Source organism: Caldicellulosiruptor bescii DSM 6725 (genome assembly GCF_000022325.1).
GTDB lineage: Bacteria > Bacillota > Thermoanaerobacteria > Caldicellulosiruptorales > Caldicellulosiruptoraceae > Caldicellulosiruptor > Caldicellulosiruptor bescii.
This window is the reverse complement of sequence record NC_012034.1, coordinates 2,890,650-2,910,862: the sequence shown is the minus strand read 5'-3', so window position 1 is coordinate 2,910,862 and position 20,213 is coordinate 2,890,650. Positions and strand designations below refer to the sequence as shown.

Here is a 20,213-nt window from a genome sequence, read left to right as displayed (position 1 = left end):
CTAAAAAGTTTTGTAAAAGAGGGGAAAGTAAGAGATGGAGTTTGACACCATTGTTGCAATTTCAACTCCGATTGGAACCGGCGGAATAGGAATTGTAAGAATATCAGGTAAAAATGCTTTTGATATTGCACAAAAGCTCATAAGAAGTAGAAAATACAAAACTGTAAAAGACATTCCTACAAGGTATGCTGCACTTGTTGATGTATATGACGGTGATGAGTTTGTCGATGAGGCAATTTTGATAAAGTTTAAATCTCCCAATTCGTACACAGGTGAGGATGTTGTTGAGATTCAGAGCCACGGTGGCATGGTTGTGCTAAAAAGAATTTTAGAGGCTGCAATCAAAAGTGGTGCGCGTCATGCCATGCCGGGTGAGTTTACAAAACGAGCCTTTTTAAACGGCAGGATTGACCTGTCTCAAGCTGAAGCTGTGATTGATATAATAAATTCAAAGACAAGGCTTTTGCAACAAAACGCTGCAAAACAGTTAAAAGGAATGCTAAGCCAGAGAATTGAAGAGATTTCTCAGCTTCTTTTGAACATGGTTGCATCAATTGAAGCGTCAATTGACTTTTCTGAACATGAGGTTGATGAGGTGTCGAAAGATGAAATTTTGTTCACAATTGATGCTGCGCTGGCGAAAATAGAAAAACTTATAAAATCGTATGAGACAGGAAAGGCAATAAAGAGCGGGATTTATACAGTTATAGTGGGAAGACCAAATGTCGGAAAATCTTCTCTTTTAAACAGGTTATTGAAAGAGGAAAAAGCAATTGTGACAGACATACCAGGAACAACACGAGATGTGATTGAAGAAGTTTTAGACATAGAAGGTGTTCCAATAATCCTTGCCGACACTGCAGGGGTAAGAAAAACAGAGGACATTGTTGAAAAAATTGGTGTTAAAAAGACATTGGAAAGTATCGAAAGAGCCGACCTTGTACTATTCATGGTAGAATCAAGCGGCATTTTGCAGGAGGATTTGGAGATTTTTGAGGCTATCAAAAACAAGAGGTTTATTGTTATTGTAAACAAGATAGACAAAGAAGTAAAAGTATCGCAAGATGACATTAAAAGAATTTTTGGAAAAGAGGGTATTTTCATATCTGTTGAGCGTGACAAGAACTTGGAACTTGTTGAAAAGGCAATAGCAAACGAGGTTTTAAATCAAAACATTGAAACGCACGATAGTGTACTTATAACAAACCTTCGCCACAAAGAGCTTCTTTTAAAAGCAAAGGAGTTTTTAGTCTCAGCAAAAGAAAACATGTATGCTGTGCCTCTTGATATTCTTTCAATTGACATTAAAAACGCACTTGATAGTCTTTATCAAATAACTGGGAAAAATGTAACAGAAGATATGGTTGACAGGATTTTTTCGATGTTTTGTATTGGAAAATAAAGAACCAAAAGGGAGGTAGAACTTTAGATTATGGAATTTATTGCAGGTGAATATGATGTTGCGGTGGTTGGGGCTGGACATGCAGGTATAGAAGCTGCGCTTGCGTCTGCCCGGCTTGGGCTAAAAACTATAATATTTGCTATAAACTTAGACTCTGTCGGCAACATGCCGTGCAATCCAAGTATAGGAGGAACAGGCAAAGGACACTTGGTTCGCGAGATAGATGCGCTTGGTGGTGAGATGGGGAAAGCTGCAGATGCAACAGCTATTCAGGTAAGGATTCTGAACAGGGCAAAAGGTCCTGCAGTGTATTCACTGCGAGCACAGTGTGATAGAAGCCGCTACAGACTATATATGAAAAGAGTGCTTGAAAATCAAGAAAACCTTGACATAAGGCAAGCAGAGGTGTGTGAGGTTTTAGTTGAAGATGGACGTGTAAAGGGTGTGAAAATAACAACAGGCGCAGTTTTTTTAGCAAAAGCTGTTGTACTTGCTACAGGTACTTTTCTTGGTGGAAGAGTAATTGTAGGTGAAACTGTTTTTGATAGTGGTCCTGACGGTATGCATCCAGCAAGGTACTTGACAGAAAATCTCAAAAAACTTGGGATTGAGATGATGAGGTTTAAAACTGGCACACCTGCGCGTGTTCACAGAAGGTCATTGGACTTTTCAAAGATGCAGATTCAGCCAGGAGACGAAAAGCCTTTGCCCTTTTCTTTTGAAAATGAAGATAATTTCAATATTGAACAAGTGCCTTGCTATTTGACATACACAACAGAGGAAACTCATAGAATAATAAGAGAAAACCTTCACAGGGCACCACTTTTTACAGGTCTTATTTCTGGGGTGGGACCAAGATACTGTCCTTCGATTGAAGATAAAATTGTAAGGTTTGCAGACAAACCAAGACATCAGGTGTTTATTGAACCTACAGGTATTGACACAGACGAGATGTATGTACAAGGTATGTCAACATCTTTGCCAGAAGATGTCCAAGTAAAAATGTACAGAAGTGTAATAGGTCTTGAAAATGTCAAGATAATGCGACCAGCATATGCAATAGAGTACGATTGTATAAATCCACTTCAGCTTGAGCCTACACTGCAGTTTAAAAAAATTAAAGGACTTTTTTCTGCAGGGCAGATAAATGGGACATCAGGGTACGAAGAGGCTGCTGCTCAGGGAATAATTGCAGGTATTAACGCTGCAATGTATGTCAAAGGCAAAGAAATGCTCATTTTGGACAGGTCACAGGCTTACATTGGAGTGCTGATAGACGACCTTGTGACAAAAGGGACAAATGAACCTTATAGAATTATGACATCAAGAGCAGAATACAGACTAATTTTGAGGCAGGACAATGCAGACCTTCGTCTTACTGAAATTGGCTACAAGATTGGGCTTATATCACAGCAAAGATATGAAAAGTTTCTGCAAAAGAAAAAAATGATAGAAGATGAGATTAACAGGGTAAAAAATACTATAATAGCACCAAGCGAAAAGGTAAATAAGCTTTTGCTGCAAAAAGGTTCATCACCGATTTCAACAGGTGTTAGGCTATCTGACTTGTTAAAGAGACCTGAGCTTTCGTATGAGGATTTGAAGGAGATAGACATAAATCGACCTGACCTTCCGTGGTATGTCCAAGATGAGGTTGAGATTGAGATAAAATACGAGGGATATATCAAAAAACAACTTGAGAGAATTGAACAGTTTAAAAAGCTTGAAAACAAAAAGATACCTGAATGGGTTGACTATAACAAAATAGCTGGGCTTTCGACTGAGGCAAAACAAAAACTTTCACAAATAAAGCCTGCTTCAATTGGCCAAGCTTCAAGAATTTCTGGTGTTTCACCGGCAGATATCTCTGTTCTTCTTATCTGGCTTGAGACTGCAAAAAATGTTAAAAAAGATTAATTATAACCTTTACTTTTTAAAGGGGAATAGAAAAGATGGAGCTTTTGGATAAAGTGCTTGAATATTATAAAGTAAAAAACCCGTTAGTTGTAAAACACCTTTTGATTAAGTACATGAACTTGGTACTTGAAAAGAATAAACTTTTTAACCTCACAGCTATAGAAAATGAAGAAGAGTTTGTAATAAAACATATTGCTGACTCTCTTTCTCTATTGAAATTTATTGAACAAGAAAATTCAAACCAAAACCCAGTTGCCATCGACATTGGTTCAGGATTTGGTGCACCCGGACTTTTTGTAAAGATTGCTATGCCAAGCGTGAATGTATTTCTTAATGACTCAAACAAAAAAAAATGTAAATTTATGAATGAAGCAAAAGAAAGTCTGGGTATTTCTGGTGTAAATGTTGTGTGTGAAAGAGCAGAAGTTTTAGGAAGAAAAGAAGAGTTTAGAGAAAAATTTGACTTTGTGTTTGCACGTGCGGTTGATAGATTAAATGTCCTGTGCGAATACGCCATTCCGCTACTAAAAGTTGGCGGTGCTTTTTTAGCTCAAAAAGGCTTTGAATGTGAAGATGAGATTGACTTGGCGAAAAATGCAATTGAAATTCTGGGTGGAGAAATTTATAGTATAGAAAAATTTGTGCTTCCATATTCTGATGAGAAAAGAAGTATTATTATAATAAAAAAATTGCGACAGACACCGTCAAATTTCCCCAGAAATACGAAACAAATTGTAAAAAAACCCCTATAGTCAAAGAGAAAATTGTTTTATTATGTTTGAAAATGTCTGAAAAATCTTGAAATAAAAAGAAGGAGTTTTTGAAGGAGGGAAGAATTTAAATAAATAGATTACAAAAGAAAGTTGTAAAAGGAAGGAGAAAAAAGTTGTTTTCACTTTTGATACGACAGACAAACAAAGGGGATATTGAAAAAGAGATATATTACATTGAGGATGTACCAATTGAAAAGATTTTACCAAATCCATATCAACCAAGGGTTAATTTTGATGAACGACTTATTGAAGAGTTAGCTGTATCTATAAAAACTTATGGGCTTTTGCAGCCAATTATTGTGAGGAAAAAGGGTGAATATTATTATCTCATTGCAGGAGAGCGAAGACTTAGAGCTTGCAAGCATCTTGGGTATAGTAAAATTAAGGCAGTTGTAATTAATGTAACTGACATTGAAAGTGCAATTTTAGCACTCATAGAAAATATACAGCGTCAAGACCTTGACTTTTTCGAAGAAGCTCAAGGATATAAACAGCTATCAGACGAGTTTGGACTCACCCAAGTTGAGATTGCAAAAAGGGTGGGTAAGACTCAGTCTGCCATTGCTAATAAAATAAGACTTTTGCAGTTGCCAGCAGATATAAGATGGGTGATACGTGAACATGGTCTTTCAGAACGTCATGCACGAGCGCTATTAAAACTTGAATCGCAAGAGGATATGAAATATATATTATCGCGAATAATTGAAGGTAATCTTACCGTATCACAGACAGAAAGGCTTATATCAGATTTTCTGAGTGGTAAAAAGATTGCTAAAACTTCGAGAGTAATAAAAATTTCTATGAACGATTGCAGAGTGGTATATAATACCATAAAAAAGGCCTTGAAAATATTCCAAAAAACTGATATAAATTATGATATAAAAGAAAACAAAACAGACGCATACTACGAAATAATCGTTAGAATAAATAAAAAATCCCCGCAGACCTCCTCATAAAAGAGGAGGTATTTTTTTGTTTTTAAATAAAACAAAAAGGCCGCTCAACTTATTGAGCGACCATGATTTTAAATGTTAAAGTCATTTAATCAAACTTTCTATCTCACTTGATACAAAGAACCTTTTCGCACTTGGAATGTACACACTTACATATTTTAACTTATACTGATTATAACCTTCTAAAACAACATTTTTGTTTTGCGGGATGATGTACGTTTTACTTCCTTTGTTTATTACAAGCTGAATATTTGACGGGTTACTTGTGTCAATGGAAACATCATATCCTTTTTCTTCTAAGTCAATGTTTGAGATATATGCATTTTCATTAAAGCTTCCAAGGTCAATACCAAGAATTTCTGCCATGTAGTCACAGACCTCTGTGTTTTCAATAACACCTCTTGGAATGTAATCTTTTGGGTGATATGCATATAAAACAACCTCTTCACCTGTGTGTTCATTTGAAGTCCAACCAATGTATGATCGCTTGCTTATAATTGGACCTAATACATAGTTTAACCTTCCCTGAGGAGCGTTTTTGATTGCATTTATTTCATCCTGTGTGAGATTGTCAATGCCATAATACTGTGATACTACCTTTTTGATATTTTCATCTGTTCTATTGTTTCCAAGTATTTTTTCTGCTACTGCTGCCGTTCTTGTTGCTTCTCTGATGTACCTCAGAAAATGATTCAATAGTATACTGTCAATTGAAGTTGTTCCTATTCCAAGTGTCATACCACCATTGGTATGGTCTGGTGCAATAATTACAGCTGTATCATCTCTTGACTTTGCAAAGTCTAAAGCTACTTTGACAGCCTTGTCAAATGCCAAAACCTCTGATACAACTCCAACGGGGTCGTTTGCATGTGATGCCCAGTCAATTTGGCTGCCTTCAACCATTAAGAAAAATCCGTTTCTATTCTTGGACAGAATCTGGAGTGCTTTTTGAGTCATCTCTGCTAAAGACGGTTCACCTGTGCCATTTCTGTCAAAATCATATTGCATTGCGTCCTGGGCAAAAAGTCCCCAGATTTTCTTTCCTAAAAAGTTTTTTGCATCATGCCAGTTTGTTGTAACAAAAATGCCATTTTGCTTCAAGTAACCTGCCAAATCTTCCTTGTCTTTTCTCTGATTTTTGTCAATGTATTTGTACCCTCCACCGAGCACAACATCAACATGGTTATAAACCATCTGCTCGGCTATAGATTCATAATCATTTCTGTTGTCTGTATGTGAGGCAAAAGCAGCAGGTGTTGCGTGCGGAAACTGGCATGTGAAAACAAGACCTGTTGATTTTCCTAAATTTTTAGCTGCTTCCAATATAGTTATTATAGGCTTATAAAAATCTTTTTCCTCTACTTGCCCAACTCCTGGCATTGAAACAATCTCAGGATATATGGAAAGGTACCTGTTTTGGGTTTTATACCCTGTAGCATAAGCTGTTGCAGCTGGTGCTGAGTCTGTAATTGGATTGTTTGCTGAATATGTTCTTACAAGCCCACAGGCAAGTTCGTCCATTGCCAAAGGTTTTCCATCTTGATACCAGCGAGCAAGCGTTATGTGGGCTATTGTCATACCATCAGGAATCATTAAAATAACATTTTTGACTCTATTTTCATTATCGTTTATATCTTGTTGAGCAAATGAAAGAGTTGATAAAATTAGACATAGGATTAAAATTACTGAAATAAGTATATTTTTTCTTCTCAAAAAAACATTTTTCATTTACTAAATTCACCCCTTTATTTTAGTTTTATAAATTTTACTTAACTGAGATATAGTTTTTAGCTACAATTGCCTGACCTTCATCAGAGAGGACAAAATCAACAAATGCTTTTGTTACCTTGCTTGGATTTTTGGAAACTAAGAAGAGAAATGGTCTTTTAATTTTGTATTTTCCGAGCTTTACGTTCTTTTCTGATGGTTCAACACCTTCAACCTTGACACCTTTTACTGTGCTATCTAATACGCCAATTGATATATATCCAATTGCATTTTCATCCTGTGAAACTGTTGTTTTTACAGCACCAGTTGATGGCTGGACAATTGCTGAGTCTGTTATCTTTGATGATTTTCCCATAACTATTTCTTCAAACGCGCCTCTTGTACCAGAACCTTCTTCTCTTGTGACAACAACTATTTTAGCGTCTTTACCGCCAACCTCTTTCCAGTTTTTAATCTTGCCAGAGAATATGTCTCTAATTTGTTCAATTGAGAGGTTTGACACAGGATTGGATTTGTGAACAATAACTGCAATGCCATCTTCTGCAATTTTTATCTCTTGCCAGCCTTTTGCTGATAGCTGTTTTGATTCATCCTCTGTCAGTTCTCTTGATGATGTTCCAATGTCTACAATTCCTTGAATAGCAGATTTTATTCCCACTGATGAGCCTCCACCTTGAACCTCAATTGATACTTTTGGATATTGCTGCATAAAATATTTTGCAAGTTCATCAGCAAGTGGCTGAACAGATGTTGACCCTGCAATCATAATTCTTCCAGAAAGGTTTGTTGAAAAAGTTTGTGGAATAAATGTGTACTTAAGTTCTGGGTTATAATCTCCTTTAGCTGACTTTAGAGCATTTTTTGGAATTGTCAATAGATACTGAGCTTTTGGAGTAAGATTTTCTTTTATTGTTATGACAAGCTTGTTATATGAAACCTGAGCTGAGAATTGTACCTTTGATTTTTTGTTTTTTAAAAGTGTTATCTTATCAAAATTTGGACCTTTTAAGATATCCTGTGAAAATGTAATAATAATCTGTTTTTGTGTTGTTGATGAGGGAAGTGATTTTGACTTTACTGTTAGACTTTGTGAGTAGGACATTAATGGGATTAAACATATTGTTGACATAAAGCAATAAAGTGCTATTAGAGTAATAACCTTTTTAAAGAATACTTTTTTCATGAATTACCCCTCCTCAAGATTTTTTGCAAATCATAGTATACTCTTTCAATGTTTAAGTTTTATTAAATCAAAGTTAAATGTTTGTTTATTGCAGGTTAAAGTTAAATTAAGATAATGTTAAAAATATGTTAATGAATGTCGATTGTCAAATAAATTTTGAAAAATCCAATTTAATCAGAGTTCTATTCACTTGTTAAATTTTTTGTTTGATTAAAATGTTAATCAAATGTTCCACGTGGAACATTCTTATGATATAATTTAATTAAAAACTCAAAGTGAGAAGATGAAAATGGCAAGAATTGTTGCAATAGTTAACCAAAAAGGTGGTGTTGGGAAAACAACCACTTGTGTTAATTTATCTGCCGCAGTAAGTAAAATGAAAAAAAAGGTTTTGGCAATTGACTGTGACCCGCAGGGCAATCTCACAAGTGGTTTTGGAATTGACAAAAAAACTCTTGATAAGACTACATATGATGTTTTGATAGGTAATTGCTCGGCAGATGAAGCTATTGTAAAAGAAAAATTTGAGAATTTGAGTATTCTACCCGCCAATGTAAACTTGGCTGGTGCTGAGATAGAACTTGTATCAATGATTGCCAGAGAATTTAGGCTAAAAGATGCTATTGAAAAGATAAAAGATGAATATGACTATATTTTTATTGACTGTCCACCATCTTTGGGATTATTGACATTAAACGCTCTGGCAGCTGCTGACTCTGTTATAATTCCAATCCAGTGTGAGTACTATGCCTTAGAAGGCTTGAGTCAGCTTTCTAATACCATATCTCTTGTCAGAAAGCATTTAAACAAAAGCTTAGAGATTGATGGGGTTGTTCTTACAATGTTTGACTCAAGAACAAATCTTTCATTAGAGGTTGTTGATGAGGTAAAAAGGTTTTTTGGGCAGAAGGTTTTTTTGAGTATAATTCCTCGAAATGTAAGACTTTCTGAAGCACCTTCATTTGGTATTCCGGGTATATTTTATGATCCTGAATCAAAGGGTGCAAAGGCGTACATAGAGCTTGCCGAGGAGTACATAAACAGGATAGAAAATACATTTTCAAGAGGTGCAATATAAATGAAAAAGAGGCTTGGAAGAGGTCTTGATGCCCTGTTTGGAGAAGATTTTGTAAGCTCTGAGATGGAGTCTGAAGTGGTAGAAGATAAAAACGAAAATAGTGAGAAAATTGAAGAGATTGATATTGATTTGATTGACCTTTCTGAAAATCAACCAAGGAAAGTTTTTAATGATGAAGAAATAGAAGAGCTTGCAAACTCAATTAAAAGTGTAGGGCTTATACAGCCTCTTGTTGTACAAAAAAAGGCTGACAGATATGTTTTGATTGCAGGTGAGAGAAGATTAAGAGCTTGCAAGTTTGCTGGTTTTAAAAAAGTAAAGTGCATAGTAAAGGAATATGAAAATCCCTTGGAGATAGCTCTGATAGAAAATATCCAGAGAAAGGATTTAAATCCGTATGAGAAGGCTTTAGCATTTAAGAAACTTATGGATGAGTTTGGATATACGCAAGAAGAACTTGGAAAGAGACTTGGAATATCTCGTTCAAAAATTGCGAATACCCTTCGAATTTTAAATCTTGGCAATGACATTATCAACCTTATAATAGAAGGCAAGATTTCAGAAGGACATGCAAAGGTATTGCTTTCGGTTGAAGATGAAAGGCAAAGAAATGAACTTGCTCAACTTGTTGCTGAAAAGAATTTAAGCGTGCGAGAACTTGAAAACCTTATAAAATCCAGCAATGAAAAAAATAAAATTGAAGTTGAAAGCGAGATAATACGTGAGATTGAAGAAAATCTCATGAAACTATTTGGTTTGAAGGTAAAGATTCAAAAAAAGAAAAATAGGGGCAAGATAGAGATTGAATTTTCATCAGATGAAGAGCTTGAAAAGATAATTTCTATTCTGATGCCATAGAGCAAACTATCATCAAAAATCTATCAATGAAATGTTCCACGTGGAACATTAAAAACATTTAGTATAAAACATCGGGGAGGAAATTTTATGGAAAGTTTTATTACTACATATGCTCCTGAGATAATAATTTTTTTTCTTGCACTGAACTTGATACTTTTTCTTGCGCTTTTGATACAAGTTACAAAAAACAAAAGTCTTAAAAGAAGATTTCTTGACCTTACCTCAAATCAAGATTTCAAAAATTTAGAGCAGATAATAAAACAGACAAATGAAAAGGTTGAATATTTTGAGGAGGTTCTAAAAGCTCTGTCAAAAAGTCACAGAATACTGAGTGAAAATACCAAGATGTGCATAAAAAAGGTTGGCATTGTTCGATATGATGCATTTGAGAATGTGGGGAGCAAGCTCAGCTTTGCTTTGGCGCTTCTTGATGAGTTTGATACGGGGGTTGTGATAAACAGTATATATTCAAGAGAGGGCTGCAGTGTATATGCAAAACCCATTGAAAATGGACTTTCAAAGTACCCGCTTTCAGCAGAAGAGATTCAGGCAATCGACATTGCAAGAAAAAACTACATTTCAAAGGAGATAAAAGAGTAAAGAATATCACAAAAGAAGGGAGGGCCCTGCCAATGATAAAAAGTTTGTCATTGGCGGGGGAAAAAGAATGGAGTTTTCGAAAAAATTTTATGAGAGTATTTTAAATGGAATGCTTGACCTTGTTAGGGTCATTGATATAGATGGAGTTGTTGTTTTTTGCAATACAAAGATGAAAGAAGAATTTGGCGACCAGACAGGCAAAAAGTGCTATGAACTTTTTTGCAAAGATTCACGGTGTGAAGACTGCATTGCAATAAGGTCTATAAGAGAAAATACGCGGTTTATGAAGTATACACATTATAAAGACAAGACATACTATGTCATAAGCTCACCGGTTTGTGGCCAGGATGGAAAAGTTGTTGGAACTGTTGAGGTGTTCAGAGATATTACAGAACAGAAAAAGATTGAAGAGAGGCTTAGACGCCAGAATGAGATTTTGAGACGTGACTTGGAGTTTGCAAAGAGGCTTCAGCAATCGCTTCTGCCAGTCATACCAAGAATTGAAGGGTATAGAATTACATATACATACAAGCCGTGTGAAAGGCTTGGCGGAGATTTTTTGGATGTCATCAATATAGATGACAAGATAGTTTTCTATGTTGCAGATGTGGCAGGGCACGGCCTTTTGGCTTCAATGGTAACAATATTTGTCAAACAAAGCATCATCAAAAATGCTCACACTTACATAAACTCAAGTGCCCAGGAGATAATAAAGGGAGTTCTCTTGGATTTTATAGAGATGAATTTTCCAAGCGAGATATACATCACCGTAGTGCTTGGCATCCTGGAAAAACAAAGTGGAAAAGTTACTATGATTTCTGCCGGGCATGTGACAGAGCCCATTTTGGTCAAAGCGAATAAGAAGGTTAAAATGTTTTCGATGAGAGGGCAGCCTATTGCATCAATTGACCTTGAACAAGGGTTTGAGATGAAAGAGACAATTCTTGAGAAAAATGACAAGCTGATATTTTACTCAGATGGTCTTATTGAAAGCAAGAACAAACAAGGTGAGATGTACGGTAAAAAGAGGCTTATAAAAAGAATACTTAGTATTAAGAACATCAACACAGAGCTTTTAATAAGAGATGTGAGAAATTTTGTCTCAGATATAGACGATGACATAGCTGTTTTGATGGTTGAGAAGATTTAAAAAGAGTGTGAAAGAAAATGAGGTTTTTGAAATTTGTGTATAAATTGATTGTTGTTGCAGCACTCATTATTGCATTTGTGCTGAGCTTAAACCTCTTTGGGATAGAATTTTTAAATCCGTACATTTTTATGAAATATGAATACACAAAGACATATCCAAACATAAGATATTTTGAAGATGTTTTGCCACTCAAAGGTGGAGCTGCGGTTATTTTCAGAGGAAAGATTGGTATTTTAAAAAGTGATACAATAAAATGGACAAAAATTGCGTATCAGAACCATAAAGGATACTCAGATGGGCAGGTTGCAGTGGCGTTTGTTGAAGGTGGAAAATATCTTCGCATAATAACAGCATCTGAACAAAAAGATATCATGTACCCTGTTGCAATAAAAGATGTTAAAATAAAAGATGGCAAGGTTTGTGTGCTTTTGAGCAACAAGGAAAACTATCTTATTACATATGACAGTAATCAAAACATTATTTATTCTGCAAAGATAAATGAAAATGTTATAGACTTTGATATAGGAAATAATTTTGTTGCTACTATTGTTAAAAGTATCTCAAATGGAGATTTAGCAATATCGTTTATAGACAAAAGAGGAGTATTTATGTCAAAAATACTTCCTTCAACATTTTTAAATGTGAAAAAACTTTTTGTTATACAAAACTACATTGCTGTTTGGGATGGGAAAAAACTCAGTGTATATGACATGCAGTTGACAAGAAAGATAAAATCTTTTAACTTTAGCAGCACTCCAAAACATGTTGTGGGAAATCCAGAAGTTTTAGTTTCGTCAAAAGATATTCTTTCATATAACAGATATACAGACAGGTTTTTGTTCAAAAGGTTGTCACCGTTTGACTGGGCTGTTGCTACAAACGACAAAATAGCATTGACAATTGGCAACAAGGTTGAGATTTATTCATTGAATTTAAACAGACTAAAACATCTAAAAGTAAATTCTTTGGGCTTTGTAAAAGCTGTTCTAAGCCAGGACAAGTTGTACTATATATTTAATGATAGGATTGAATGTTATAAAGAAAGGTGGTAAAAACCACATGCCAAACGCAGCCGACTTGGTAGTACTTGCGGTAATTTTAATAGGCAGCTGGGTTGGGTACAAAAAAGGTGTGCTCAGAATGGCATTTGATATAGGGTCGTACATAATTTCATGGTTTGTTGCAGTGTTTGGATACAAGTTTGTCAGCAGCTTTATACTTCAATCACCGACTCTTAAAGAGGCTATCTACAGCTTTGTAAGACAAAAGGTTGTGATAAAGGACGATATTCTACCAACAGTACCTCAGTTTTTTAAAGGTGCTATAATACAAGCGCAAGAGACTCTAAACAGAACCCTGCAAGATGCTGCAGCAATTGTCCTTGCCAATTTTATTGCCATGATTCTGATATTTGTGGCAACAAAGATTGTAATCTCAGGCTTAAAAAGGTCCATTGGGTTTATGAGAAAGGTGCCGGTTGTGGGGCAGGTGGACGGGTTTTTAGGGCTTTTGGCAGGTGTGGCTGTTGCGCTCATAATCATCTACATAGCCTTTTCAATTCTCTATTTTTTCCCGAACGCAGAGATTTTCAAGACAGCACAGAAGGTCATAAAGACCTCAATGTTTGCAGAGTTTTTGTATGATAACAATATAATTGTGATGCTCATGAGACAGTATTTGAAGATATGAATTTGAATTTTTAATATCAGACAAAGGAGTAATATGGAAAAATGAGAATTGTAAAGGCTGAAATTATCGAACAAAAGGTATATGAGGCTGTAAATGAAGCGGTATGCGTATTGCCGGACGATATCAAAGATAGTCTTAACAAGGCTTATGCTTTAGAAGATGGAATTGCAAAATATACGTTGGAAAATCTCATAAAAAACGTACAACTTGCAAAACAAAAAATGCGACCTGTTTGCCAAGACACTGGTGCTGCGGTGTTTTTTGTGGATATTGGTGAAGATGTGTTTATTGAAGGTTCTTTGAAAGAGGCCATAAACAGAGCAGTCTCAAGAGCATACACAGACTTTTTCCTTCGAAAGTCAATGGTAAAAAGCCCGATTGAGAGAGAAAATACTAAAGACAACACACCAGCTATAATTCATATTGATATGGTAAAAGGAGATAAAATCACAATTCATTTTATGCCCAAAGGATTTGGAAGTGAGAATAAAAGTGCGCTTTGTATGCTCGCGCCGGCAGACGGTGTTGAAGGAATTGAAAATTTTGTTGTTGAGACAGTAAAAAAAGCTGGATCTGATCCTTGCCCACCAATCTTGGTCGGAGTTGGAATTGGTGGGACATTTGATCTTGCAGCAATTTTATCTAAAAAGGCGCTTCTGAGAAAAGTTGGACAAAGGCATCCCAGAAAATATATTGCAGAACTTGAAGAAAGACTGCTTGAAAAAATAAACTCTCTCGGGATAGGACCTGAAGGGTTTGGTGGGAAAACTACAGCACTTGATGTTTTTATTGAGGAGTTTCCGACACACATTGCAGGGTTGCCAGTCGCAGTGAATATATGTTGTCACGTTGCACGGCATGTGAAGATAGAAATATAGTGACAAAAAAAGCAAAATCATAGCTTTATTAAAAAGGGGATATCTAATTGCTGTGTTTAGACATCCCCTTTTAATTTTGCGATATAAACCAGAGTAGCACTTCTTACCTTATCAGGACTGCAAAATCCTGTGTATAGTACACATTTTCATGGTTTGGGTCAACAGCGCATCCTGTTCCAACCACCTCAAAACTTCCTTCAATGTTTTGTCTGTGTCCTTTTGAGTTCAAGAGAAGATGGTTAGCAAAAAAAGGTAAAAGTTTTGTCCCCATTGCAATGTTCTCACCAAGTTTTGTGTATAAAATTCCAGCATCCTTGAATCTATCTGAAGGAGTTTTTTCAAAAATATCTGTGTGTGCAAAAAAATTATATTTTGCCATATTATGTGAATGCATTCTTGCAAGCTTAGAAATAATATCAGAAAAAATAAAATACTGTTTTTTAAAATAAAATCTGATTGAATTTAAGTGAATAAGATTTATTTTTTCAAAAGATACAAGAAGACTTTGTATAGCGTCCTTATTTGCAGTAATAGGATGTTCATTTATTAAGAACTCGTCCCAGAGACTCTTTTCTACCATAAAAATGCCACAAACACTATTTGGTTTAGCAAGCCTGTCATAAAACAAAAAAACATAAAAATTTTTTACAAGCGCAACATCATATTCGACTTTTAAATTGCTATCATTATAAACATAAGTTGAGTTTCCTCTGATTATAACGAATCTATCTATAAAATAAAGCTTTGATTTTTTAACAATATCTGAGCTCAAGCCAATCTTTATATTGTTAAATCCAGAAAAGAATTTTGAATTTGTATAATATAAAACAAGCCTATCATTTTTAAATCCAGCAATGAAAAAATCTGAAGGCTCTTTTGATACAACAAACGGAAAGTCAAAAGGACTTTTAAATGTCTGTATATCAACATCAGAATAAACCTTATCAAAATGTGACTTTGAACAAAACATATATATTTTTCGATTTTGCTTGTTTGCGGCAATAGCAGCGCAATTGTCTGCCAGATGCATACCTATATTGACAACAAATGTTATTATTAATAATAAAGCGCAGCTCCTAAATGAATAATATCTATTTGCAAACATTTTTATAAAATCACCCAAAAGAAAAATTTAATATAGTTTAATAATATCACATGTAATGAAAAATATCATCTTGATACAAGACCATTGTTTTAACAATAATTTAACTTCTTAAAAACATAACTTTAATAAAAAAGAAGTAAAATTCATACTGGAAAAAATGAAAAAGGAGCTGAGACAAAAGATGAATGCAATAAAAGAGGTAGTTAAAAAAATATCAGGTTCGCTAAAGACAAAAATAATGTTTTGGTTTGTCATAATTTCATTCATACCCATTTCAATATTTCTAATATTCTCACTTGCCCTTATCCAGAACGATGCAGAAAAAGAGATAAAAACAAGATTAGAGAGTGCCAAAAATGTGGTTTTGCAGGAGATAGAGAGACTTTGCAAGCATTCGCTTGACTACAGCATCCTGATATCAAATAATCCACAGCTTAGAGAAGCAGTTGCCAAAAAAGACCATCTCAAGGTTGTTCAGATAATTTCACCTCTTGCCAGTGAACTTTCTATACACCAGATTGTTATAACAGATGGCAAAGGAACATTGATTGGCCGAAGTGATATTCTTTCAAAATATGGGGATAACATGAAAGATGATTACTTAGTCAAATGTGGGCTTGCACGACTGAAACACACATCTGTTCAGTGTGAAAATGGCACAGTATATATAAAATCAGTGTCAGATATAGTTAGTCAAATGTCAGCAAACAACATGCGAGTAATAGGTACTATAATTGTTGGATATAAACTTGACAAGAAATTTGTTGAAAACCTTACACAGCTTACTAAAATGGACATTACAGTATTTCCAAAAGATTTAAGCAAAACAATTTCGTCATCCTCCAACAGAAATGTAATAGATAATAACAATTTAAAAATGGCATTTTCTGGTCAATATGAATACATTGCAGCAAGTGCTCAAAGAGGTAATTATCGTTATATCCTTATTCCAATCAGAAAAAGTGAAAAGACGGATGTAGCAGGAGTATTAGCCTTAATTAGCACAAACGCAATTGCATCTTCTTTTATTAAGTCTTCTTTAAGATTCTCTATTATTCTGCTCATTGTAACCCTCATAGTTATCATAACAGTAAGTTTATTTGTATCAAACAGAATAACAAGACCAATTATTAAACTTGCAGAAAGTGCAAAGAAAATCGCATCAGGAAGTTTTGACATTCAGATAAAAGTAGATAATGATGCAAATGATGAGATTGCACTTTTAACACAGGAATTTTCGCGAATGGTAAAAAACATTTATACCTATGCCACAAATATTGAACAAACACTTAGCACAACCCAGCAATACATCGATAGACTCAACAAAATAGCATCAGAATCTTCAAAGACAAGTAAAATAACAAGTGAACAGATAAAAGAGATTATAGCATTGGCTGAGAATCAAAAAATAGTTTTTGAACAAACAACACAGATGGTGTGTGATTTGGAAAACCAGATTCAAAAGATGTTTGAAATATTCAAAATGATACAAAATGAGGCTTCAATGGTCTACGCAACCACATCAAAAGAACAAGAGTCTATAAAAAAACTGATTAATCACATGTACACGGTAAATTCTGCAATAATTGAGGTAGCTATGGATTTGAAAAAGGCAATAGATGATTTCAGGTCTATTGCGAGAATGTCGCAGAATATTTCAAGTCTTGCAGAGAGAATAAAAATAATAGCACTCAACGCGTCAATTGAAGCTGCAAAGAGAAATATTCCAACGTTTGAAGTGATAGCATCTGAGATTTCAAGGCTATCCCAGTCAGCAAACCATCTTGCAAAGAGTTCTGTTGAGAGTATCGAAACAGGACTTTCAGCATTTGAAAGAACAAATCGTAAACTTGAAAATGTACTATCAGTTGTTGAGTCGGGTGCTGAGGTGGCAAAACGTTCGTCTGAATCGCTGTCAAAAATAGAAATGTCAAATCAGCATATAAAGACGAAGATAGAAGATGTTATAAATAAAGTAGCCAGCCAACAGGAAAAGATTTTTAATATAAACAATGTGCTCAAAAACCAAACACAGTCCATTTCACAGTATTTTAAAATGCTTATATCAATAAGAGACATCTTTCAAAATCAAAAGAAGGCTGTTGACAAACTTATTGACCAGTTTTCAGATGTCCATGAAGGTATTGTAAAACTTGCGTCAATTTCTATGGGGACTGATGATAAAGTGTAAAATTAGTTAAGTCAATAACAAATTAGGAGGAATTTAAAGTGAATATTGTCAATAATATCAAAAAACTTTCAATACTAACATTAGCATTCATTGCAACTAATAGTATATTCTATTTTAGCTTGTGTATAAGCAATGATATTCTCTTTTGTCTATTTAAATCTGGACTTTGGTATACTATCTTTCAGCTTTGCAAAGAAGTAATACTGCTGTTTCAAAATTTAGTTGGGTATATATTAGCAATTTTTACAGCATTTATTAGGTAAAAAGCAAAATTTAAATTGAAAATATAGTGCAGGCAGTCTATGCTGCCTGTTCTTTTTTGTTATAATATAATTATGTTGCAAATTTTTTTAAGATTACAACAATAACGTTATAAGAAGGTGTAAACAAATGTCAGGATTCAATCCATTTGTGAATGGTTTTAATAAATTAAGAAATTTTACAAGGACTGTATATCTGTATGGATGTTATTCAAGAGAAGATGCAGAGAATTTTAACATTGCAAAAAGGACATTTGATGATGAGCTTCGAAGAATTAGAATTTTCTTAGGGGAAGACCAGTATTTTTCAGCAGAAAAAGAAGGGAAAAAATCCCTGCCATGCATTGTAGAAAACTTTTTCAGAGATGTTGAGAATCCACTTATAAACATATATTTTTCGAAAACTTCTACTGCACTGCAAACAACCTTGTTTTTTATGGTATTGCAGATATTAAACTTGTCAGAAAACAAAAAAGCAACTTTTACTCAGATTTCAAACGAAATATCGCAGGTACTTGATGAAGATGTTGCTGATGCTGGATTTGAGTCCAGCCTGAAAAGAGTCTTAAAACAACTTCAAAATTTGGGTATTGTGAAATATTTAAAAAATGAAAAGGTGTATATGCTATGTTCTCAAATAAAGGATGTATTAAAAGATTTTTCAATAGATGAGATAAAAGACATTTATATATCTATTTTATTTTTTATAAACACGAATGTTCCCAACGTTCCGGGATGGTACTTAAAAGAAAGTCTGGAAAAATACCTTTTAGAACTTGGCGAAGAAGAGTTTTTAAAGGATACAAACAGACTATTTTGGTTTACATACGTTCCACACCACTATATCCTTGAAGAGGAACTTGTATGGAAATTTTTAGAGGCAGCATCAAACAATAAAAAGATAAAGGTTTGGTACTATCCACGCCAAAAAAGACATTTATCAGATTTTTCATGCATACCAGTGAGAATAATTTATGATGTAAAGCTTGGAAGATGGTATTTTATGGTATTAAGGGGAGAAGATTTATCGGCATTGCCAGTGTGGCGCACAGAAAAGATAGAGATTTTGCAGGAAGATTTTGACCCGCAAAAGATTTCACCTTTTGTAAAAAAGATTGAAAAATGTTTTTTTGTATCTGTTCCGAACAATAAAAAAGGATTTAAAAAGATTAAGATTATGTTTAAATGCCCGCTGGATTCGCCGTACAACTTTGTGCTTGCAAGGGTGAAAAGAGAGCTAAAAAACGCAAGAATAACCAAAATTGATGAGAGAACATTTGAAGTGGAGCATGATATTAGCAATATAAAAGAGTTTAAGGGATGGCTGAGAAGTTTTGGTGAAAGAGCTGTTGTGCTTGACGATACTGAAGCTGGAAGAGAACTCAAAACAGAAATGATAAACGAATGGAAGGAGATCCTGAGAAACTATGGAGATTTTTATTGAGGCGAAAAGCACATTTTACAAGGCTTTAGAAGAGATTATAAACAGAGCTCACGAAAACGGCACAATTTCTCAGAAGGAGATTTACGATATTCTAACAAAATACAATTGTAATTTTCCAGTAATTGAAGACAGGATATTTGCCAGAAACCATTCATACCAGAAAAATATTTATGTTCTAAAACCTCATGAAAGCAAGACCTACAGACTCAGAATAAATACAAAGATTGAACCATATGTTACAAACTTAGAAATAATGTGGCTAAAGCTTATTATGTCGAGCAGGTACGCAAATCTTTTTTTGGATAGCAGCACCATTGAGAAGATAAAAAAACTAAAAACTCCTAATGTTTTGCCAATTGATATGAACATAATTGTTCCAAAGAACTATTCAAAGATATTATTAAGAGAAGATATAAAAATCTTAGCGCCAAAACTAAGAATAATTTCAAAAAGTATACTTGAAAAAAGGATTTTACGATATACATACACAGCACGAAATAGACAGGTTTTCAAAGATACTATTGGCATTCCTGTGAAGATTCAATATTCTCTAAAGGATGATATGTTCTATGCCATATTTTACTCCCCTTTACATAAAACATTTGCAAAATGTATTATTCAGAATATTGATGAAATAAAGCCTGAAGAGGGGAATTTTGATAGAGAACAGGTTTTAAAAGAATATGAAATTTATTTAAAAAATGCAAAATCAAAACAGCCGATAATAATTGAAGTGATGAATACAAGAAACGCCTTAGAGAAAGCTTTTTGCATGTTTTCTTCATTTGAAAAAAGTGCGCGTTATTTGAAAGAAAAGAACAGACATGAGATAAGGATTTACTATTATGATTTTGAAGAAGCAGAAATAATATCAAGAATATTATATTTAGGTAAAAATGTTGTTGTAACTGAGCCTCAGCATATAAGAGAAAATATAATTTCAAGAGTAAAAGAAGCGCTAAAAGTATACTGCAACAATTATATAGTTTAAATTTACTTTAAAA

General features: G+C 34.3%; 18 protein-coding genes. 15 read left to right on the top strand and 3 right to left on the bottom strand.

Annotation, left to right across the window (positions count from 1 at the left end; all coding sequences use genetic code 11):
• Positions 1 to 34 precede the first annotated feature (34 nt).
• The 4 genes from mnmE (at position 35) to ATHE_RS13915 (ending at position 5,048) form a co-directional block, all read left to right on the top strand.
• Positions 35 to 1,402, top strand: a complete 1,368-nt coding sequence (gene mnmE / locus ATHE_RS13930) for a tRNA uridine-5-carboxymethylaminomethyl(34) synthesis GTPase MnmE (protein WP_015909049.1) — start codon at positions 35 to 37, stop codon at positions 1,400 to 1,402.
• Positions 1,403 to 1,432: 30 nt separating this feature from the next.
• Positions 1,433 to 3,319, top strand: coding sequence for a tRNA uridine-5-carboxymethylaminomethyl(34) synthesis enzyme MnmG (gene mnmG, locus ATHE_RS13925; RefSeq protein WP_015909048.1), 1,887 nt, complete (start codon positions 1,433 to 1,435; stop codon positions 3,317 to 3,319).
• 35 nt (positions 3,320 to 3,354) lie between these two features.
• Positions 3,355 to 4,071: a 16S rRNA (guanine(527)-N(7))-methyltransferase RsmG gene (gene rsmG, locus ATHE_RS13920; RefSeq protein ID WP_015909047.1), complete on the top strand. Its 717-nt coding sequence runs from the start codon at positions 3,355 to 3,357 to the stop codon at positions 4,069 to 4,071.
• 134 nt (positions 4,072 to 4,205) lie between these two features.
• Positions 4,206 to 5,048 (top strand): ParB/RepB/Spo0J family partition protein, encoded by an 843-nt coding sequence (locus ATHE_RS13915; protein WP_015909046.1) that lies wholly within the window; start codon positions 4,206 to 4,208, stop codon positions 5,046 to 5,048.
• An 81-nt stretch (positions 5,049 to 5,129) separates the two neighbouring features.
• On the opposite strand, the gene ATHE_RS13910 is transcribed toward ATHE_RS13915, so the two are convergent.
• The gene (locus ATHE_RS13910; RefSeq protein WP_015909045.1) at positions 5,130 to 6,773 is read right to left on the bottom strand and encodes an alkaline phosphatase; all 1,644 of its coding nucleotides are present in this window, start codon (positions 6,771 to 6,773) and stop codon (positions 5,130 to 5,132) included.
• Between the two features lie 37 nt (positions 6,774 to 6,810).
• Positions 6,811 to 7,956, bottom strand: a complete 1,146-nt coding sequence (locus ATHE_RS13905; RefSeq protein WP_015909044.1) for a phosphate ABC transporter substrate-binding protein PstS family protein — start codon at positions 7,954 to 7,956, stop codon at positions 6,811 to 6,813.
• Between the two features lie 289 nt (positions 7,957 to 8,245).
• Here ATHE_RS13905 and ATHE_RS13900 point away from each other — a divergent pair, with 289 nt between their 5' ends.
• From ATHE_RS13900 to ATHE_RS13870, 7 genes are all read left to right on the top strand, one after another.
• Entirely contained in the window at positions 8,246 to 9,034 is a 789-nt protein-coding gene (locus ATHE_RS13900) for a ParA family protein (RefSeq protein ID WP_015909043.1), read from the top strand.
• Positions 9,035 to 9,892 (top strand): ParB/RepB/Spo0J family partition protein, encoded by an 858-nt coding sequence (locus tag ATHE_RS13895; protein WP_015909042.1) that lies wholly within the window; start codon positions 9,035 to 9,037, stop codon positions 9,890 to 9,892.
• Between the two features lie 87 nt (positions 9,893 to 9,979).
• Positions 9,980 to 10,492 carry a DUF4446 family protein gene (locus ATHE_RS13890; protein ID WP_015909041.1) on the top strand — a complete coding sequence of 171 codons (513 nt, stop codon included), beginning with the start codon at positions 9,980 to 9,982 and terminating at the stop codon, positions 10,490 to 10,492.
• 67 nt (positions 10,493 to 10,559) lie between these two features.
• Entirely contained in the window at positions 10,560 to 11,642 is a 1,083-nt protein-coding gene (locus ATHE_RS13885) for a SpoIIE family protein phosphatase (protein ID WP_015909040.1), read from the top strand.
• A gap of 17 nt (positions 11,643 to 11,659) precedes the next feature.
• Positions 11,660 to 12,694 (top strand): hypothetical protein, encoded by a 1,035-nt coding sequence (locus ATHE_RS13880; RefSeq protein WP_015909039.1) that lies wholly within the window; start codon positions 11,660 to 11,662, stop codon positions 12,692 to 12,694.
• Positions 12,695 to 12,701: 7 nt separating this feature from the next.
• The gene (locus tag ATHE_RS13875) at positions 12,702 to 13,331 is read left to right on the top strand and encodes a CvpA family protein (RefSeq protein WP_015909038.1); all 630 of its coding nucleotides are present in this window, start codon (positions 12,702 to 12,704) and stop codon (positions 13,329 to 13,331) included.
• A 41-nt stretch (positions 13,332 to 13,372) separates the two neighbouring features.
• Positions 13,373 to 14,209 carry a fumarate hydratase gene (locus tag ATHE_RS13870; protein ID WP_015909037.1) on the top strand — a complete coding sequence of 279 codons (837 nt, stop codon included), beginning with the start codon at positions 13,373 to 13,375 and terminating at the stop codon, positions 14,207 to 14,209.
• 103 nt (positions 14,210 to 14,312) lie between these two features.
• On the opposite strand, the gene ATHE_RS13865 is transcribed toward ATHE_RS13870, so the two are convergent.
• Positions 14,313 to 15,314 carry a CAP domain-containing protein gene (locus tag ATHE_RS13865; protein ID WP_015909036.1) on the bottom strand — a complete coding sequence of 334 codons (1,002 nt, stop codon included), beginning with the start codon at positions 15,312 to 15,314 and terminating at the stop codon, positions 14,313 to 14,315.
• 181 nt (positions 15,315 to 15,495) lie between these two features.
• Between ATHE_RS13865 and ATHE_RS13860 the strand changes: the two genes are divergently transcribed.
• From ATHE_RS13860 to ATHE_RS13845, 4 genes are all read left to right on the top strand, one after another.
• Positions 15,496 to 17,505 (top strand): methyl-accepting chemotaxis protein, encoded by a 2,010-nt coding sequence (locus ATHE_RS13860; protein ID WP_015909035.1) that lies wholly within the window; start codon positions 15,496 to 15,498, stop codon positions 17,503 to 17,505.
• 38 nt (positions 17,506 to 17,543) lie between these two features.
• Positions 17,544 to 17,768: a hypothetical protein gene (locus tag ATHE_RS14870; RefSeq protein ID WP_015909034.1), complete on the top strand. Its 225-nt coding sequence runs from the start codon at positions 17,544 to 17,546 to the stop codon at positions 17,766 to 17,768.
• Positions 17,769 to 17,895: 127 nt separating this feature from the next.
• On the top strand, positions 17,896 to 19,209 hold the full coding sequence (locus ATHE_RS13850; RefSeq protein WP_015909033.1) for a WYL domain-containing protein: 1,314 nt from the start codon (positions 17,896 to 17,898) through the stop codon (positions 19,207 to 19,209).
• The gene (locus ATHE_RS13845; RefSeq protein WP_015909032.1) at positions 19,193 to 20,200 is read left to right on the top strand and encodes a WYL domain-containing protein; all 1,008 of its coding nucleotides are present in this window, start codon (positions 19,193 to 19,195) and stop codon (positions 20,198 to 20,200) included. Before ATHE_RS13850 ends, ATHE_RS13845 begins: the two co-directional genes overlap by 17 nt.
• Positions 20,201 to 20,213 lie beyond the last annotated feature (13 nt).

Bases quoted from the DNA above. Each gene is read 5' to 3' on its own strand.
- ATHE_RS13860 (WP_015909035.1), top strand. From the start codon at position 15,496: ATGAATGCAATAAAAGAGGTAGTTAAAAAAATATCAGGTTCGCTAAAG.
- ATHE_RS13900 (WP_015909043.1), top strand. From the start codon at position 8,246: ATGGCAAGAATTGTTGCAATAGTTAACCAAAAAGGTGGTGTTGGGAAA.
- mnmE (WP_015909049.1), top strand. From the start codon at position 35: ATGGAGTTTGACACCATTGTTGCAATTTCAACTCCGATTGGAACCGGC.
- ATHE_RS13880 (WP_015909039.1), top strand. From the start codon at position 11,660: ATGAGGTTTTTGAAATTTGTGTATAAATTGATTGTTGTTGCAGCACTC.
- rsmG (WP_015909047.1), top strand. From the start codon at position 3,355: ATGGAGCTTTTGGATAAAGTGCTTGAATATTATAAAGTAAAAAACCCG.
- mnmG (WP_015909048.1), top strand. From the start codon at position 1,433: ATGGAATTTATTGCAGGTGAATATGATGTTGCGGTGGTTGGGGCTGGA.
- ATHE_RS13845 (WP_015909032.1), top strand. From the start codon at position 19,193: ATGGAGATTTTTATTGAGGCGAAAAGCACATTTTACAAGGCTTTAGAA.
- ATHE_RS13870 (WP_015909037.1), top strand. From the start codon at position 13,373: ATGAGAATTGTAAAGGCTGAAATTATCGAACAAAAGGTATATGAGGCT.
- ATHE_RS13875 (WP_015909038.1), top strand. From the start codon at position 12,702: ATGCCAAACGCAGCCGACTTGGTAGTACTTGCGGTAATTTTAATAGGC.
- ATHE_RS13905 (WP_015909044.1), bottom strand. From the start codon at position 7,956: ATGAAAAAAGTATTCTTTAAAAAGGTTATTACTCTAATAGCACTTTAT.
- ATHE_RS13885 (WP_015909040.1), top strand. From the start codon at position 10,560: ATGGAGTTTTCGAAAAAATTTTATGAGAGTATTTTAAATGGAATGCTT.
- ATHE_RS13910 (WP_015909045.1), bottom strand. From the start codon at position 6,773: ATGAAAAATGTTTTTTTGAGAAGAAAAAATATACTTATTTCAGTAATT.
- ATHE_RS13865 (WP_015909036.1), bottom strand. From the start codon at position 15,314: ATGTTTGCAAATAGATATTATTCATTTAGGAGCTGCGCTTTATTATTA.
- ATHE_RS13895 (WP_015909042.1), top strand. From the start codon at position 9,035: ATGAAAAAGAGGCTTGGAAGAGGTCTTGATGCCCTGTTTGGAGAAGAT.
- ATHE_RS13890 (WP_015909041.1), top strand. From the start codon at position 9,980: ATGGAAAGTTTTATTACTACATATGCTCCTGAGATAATAATTTTTTTT.
- ATHE_RS13850 (WP_015909033.1), top strand. From the start codon at position 17,896: ATGTCAGGATTCAATCCATTTGTGAATGGTTTTAATAAATTAAGAAAT.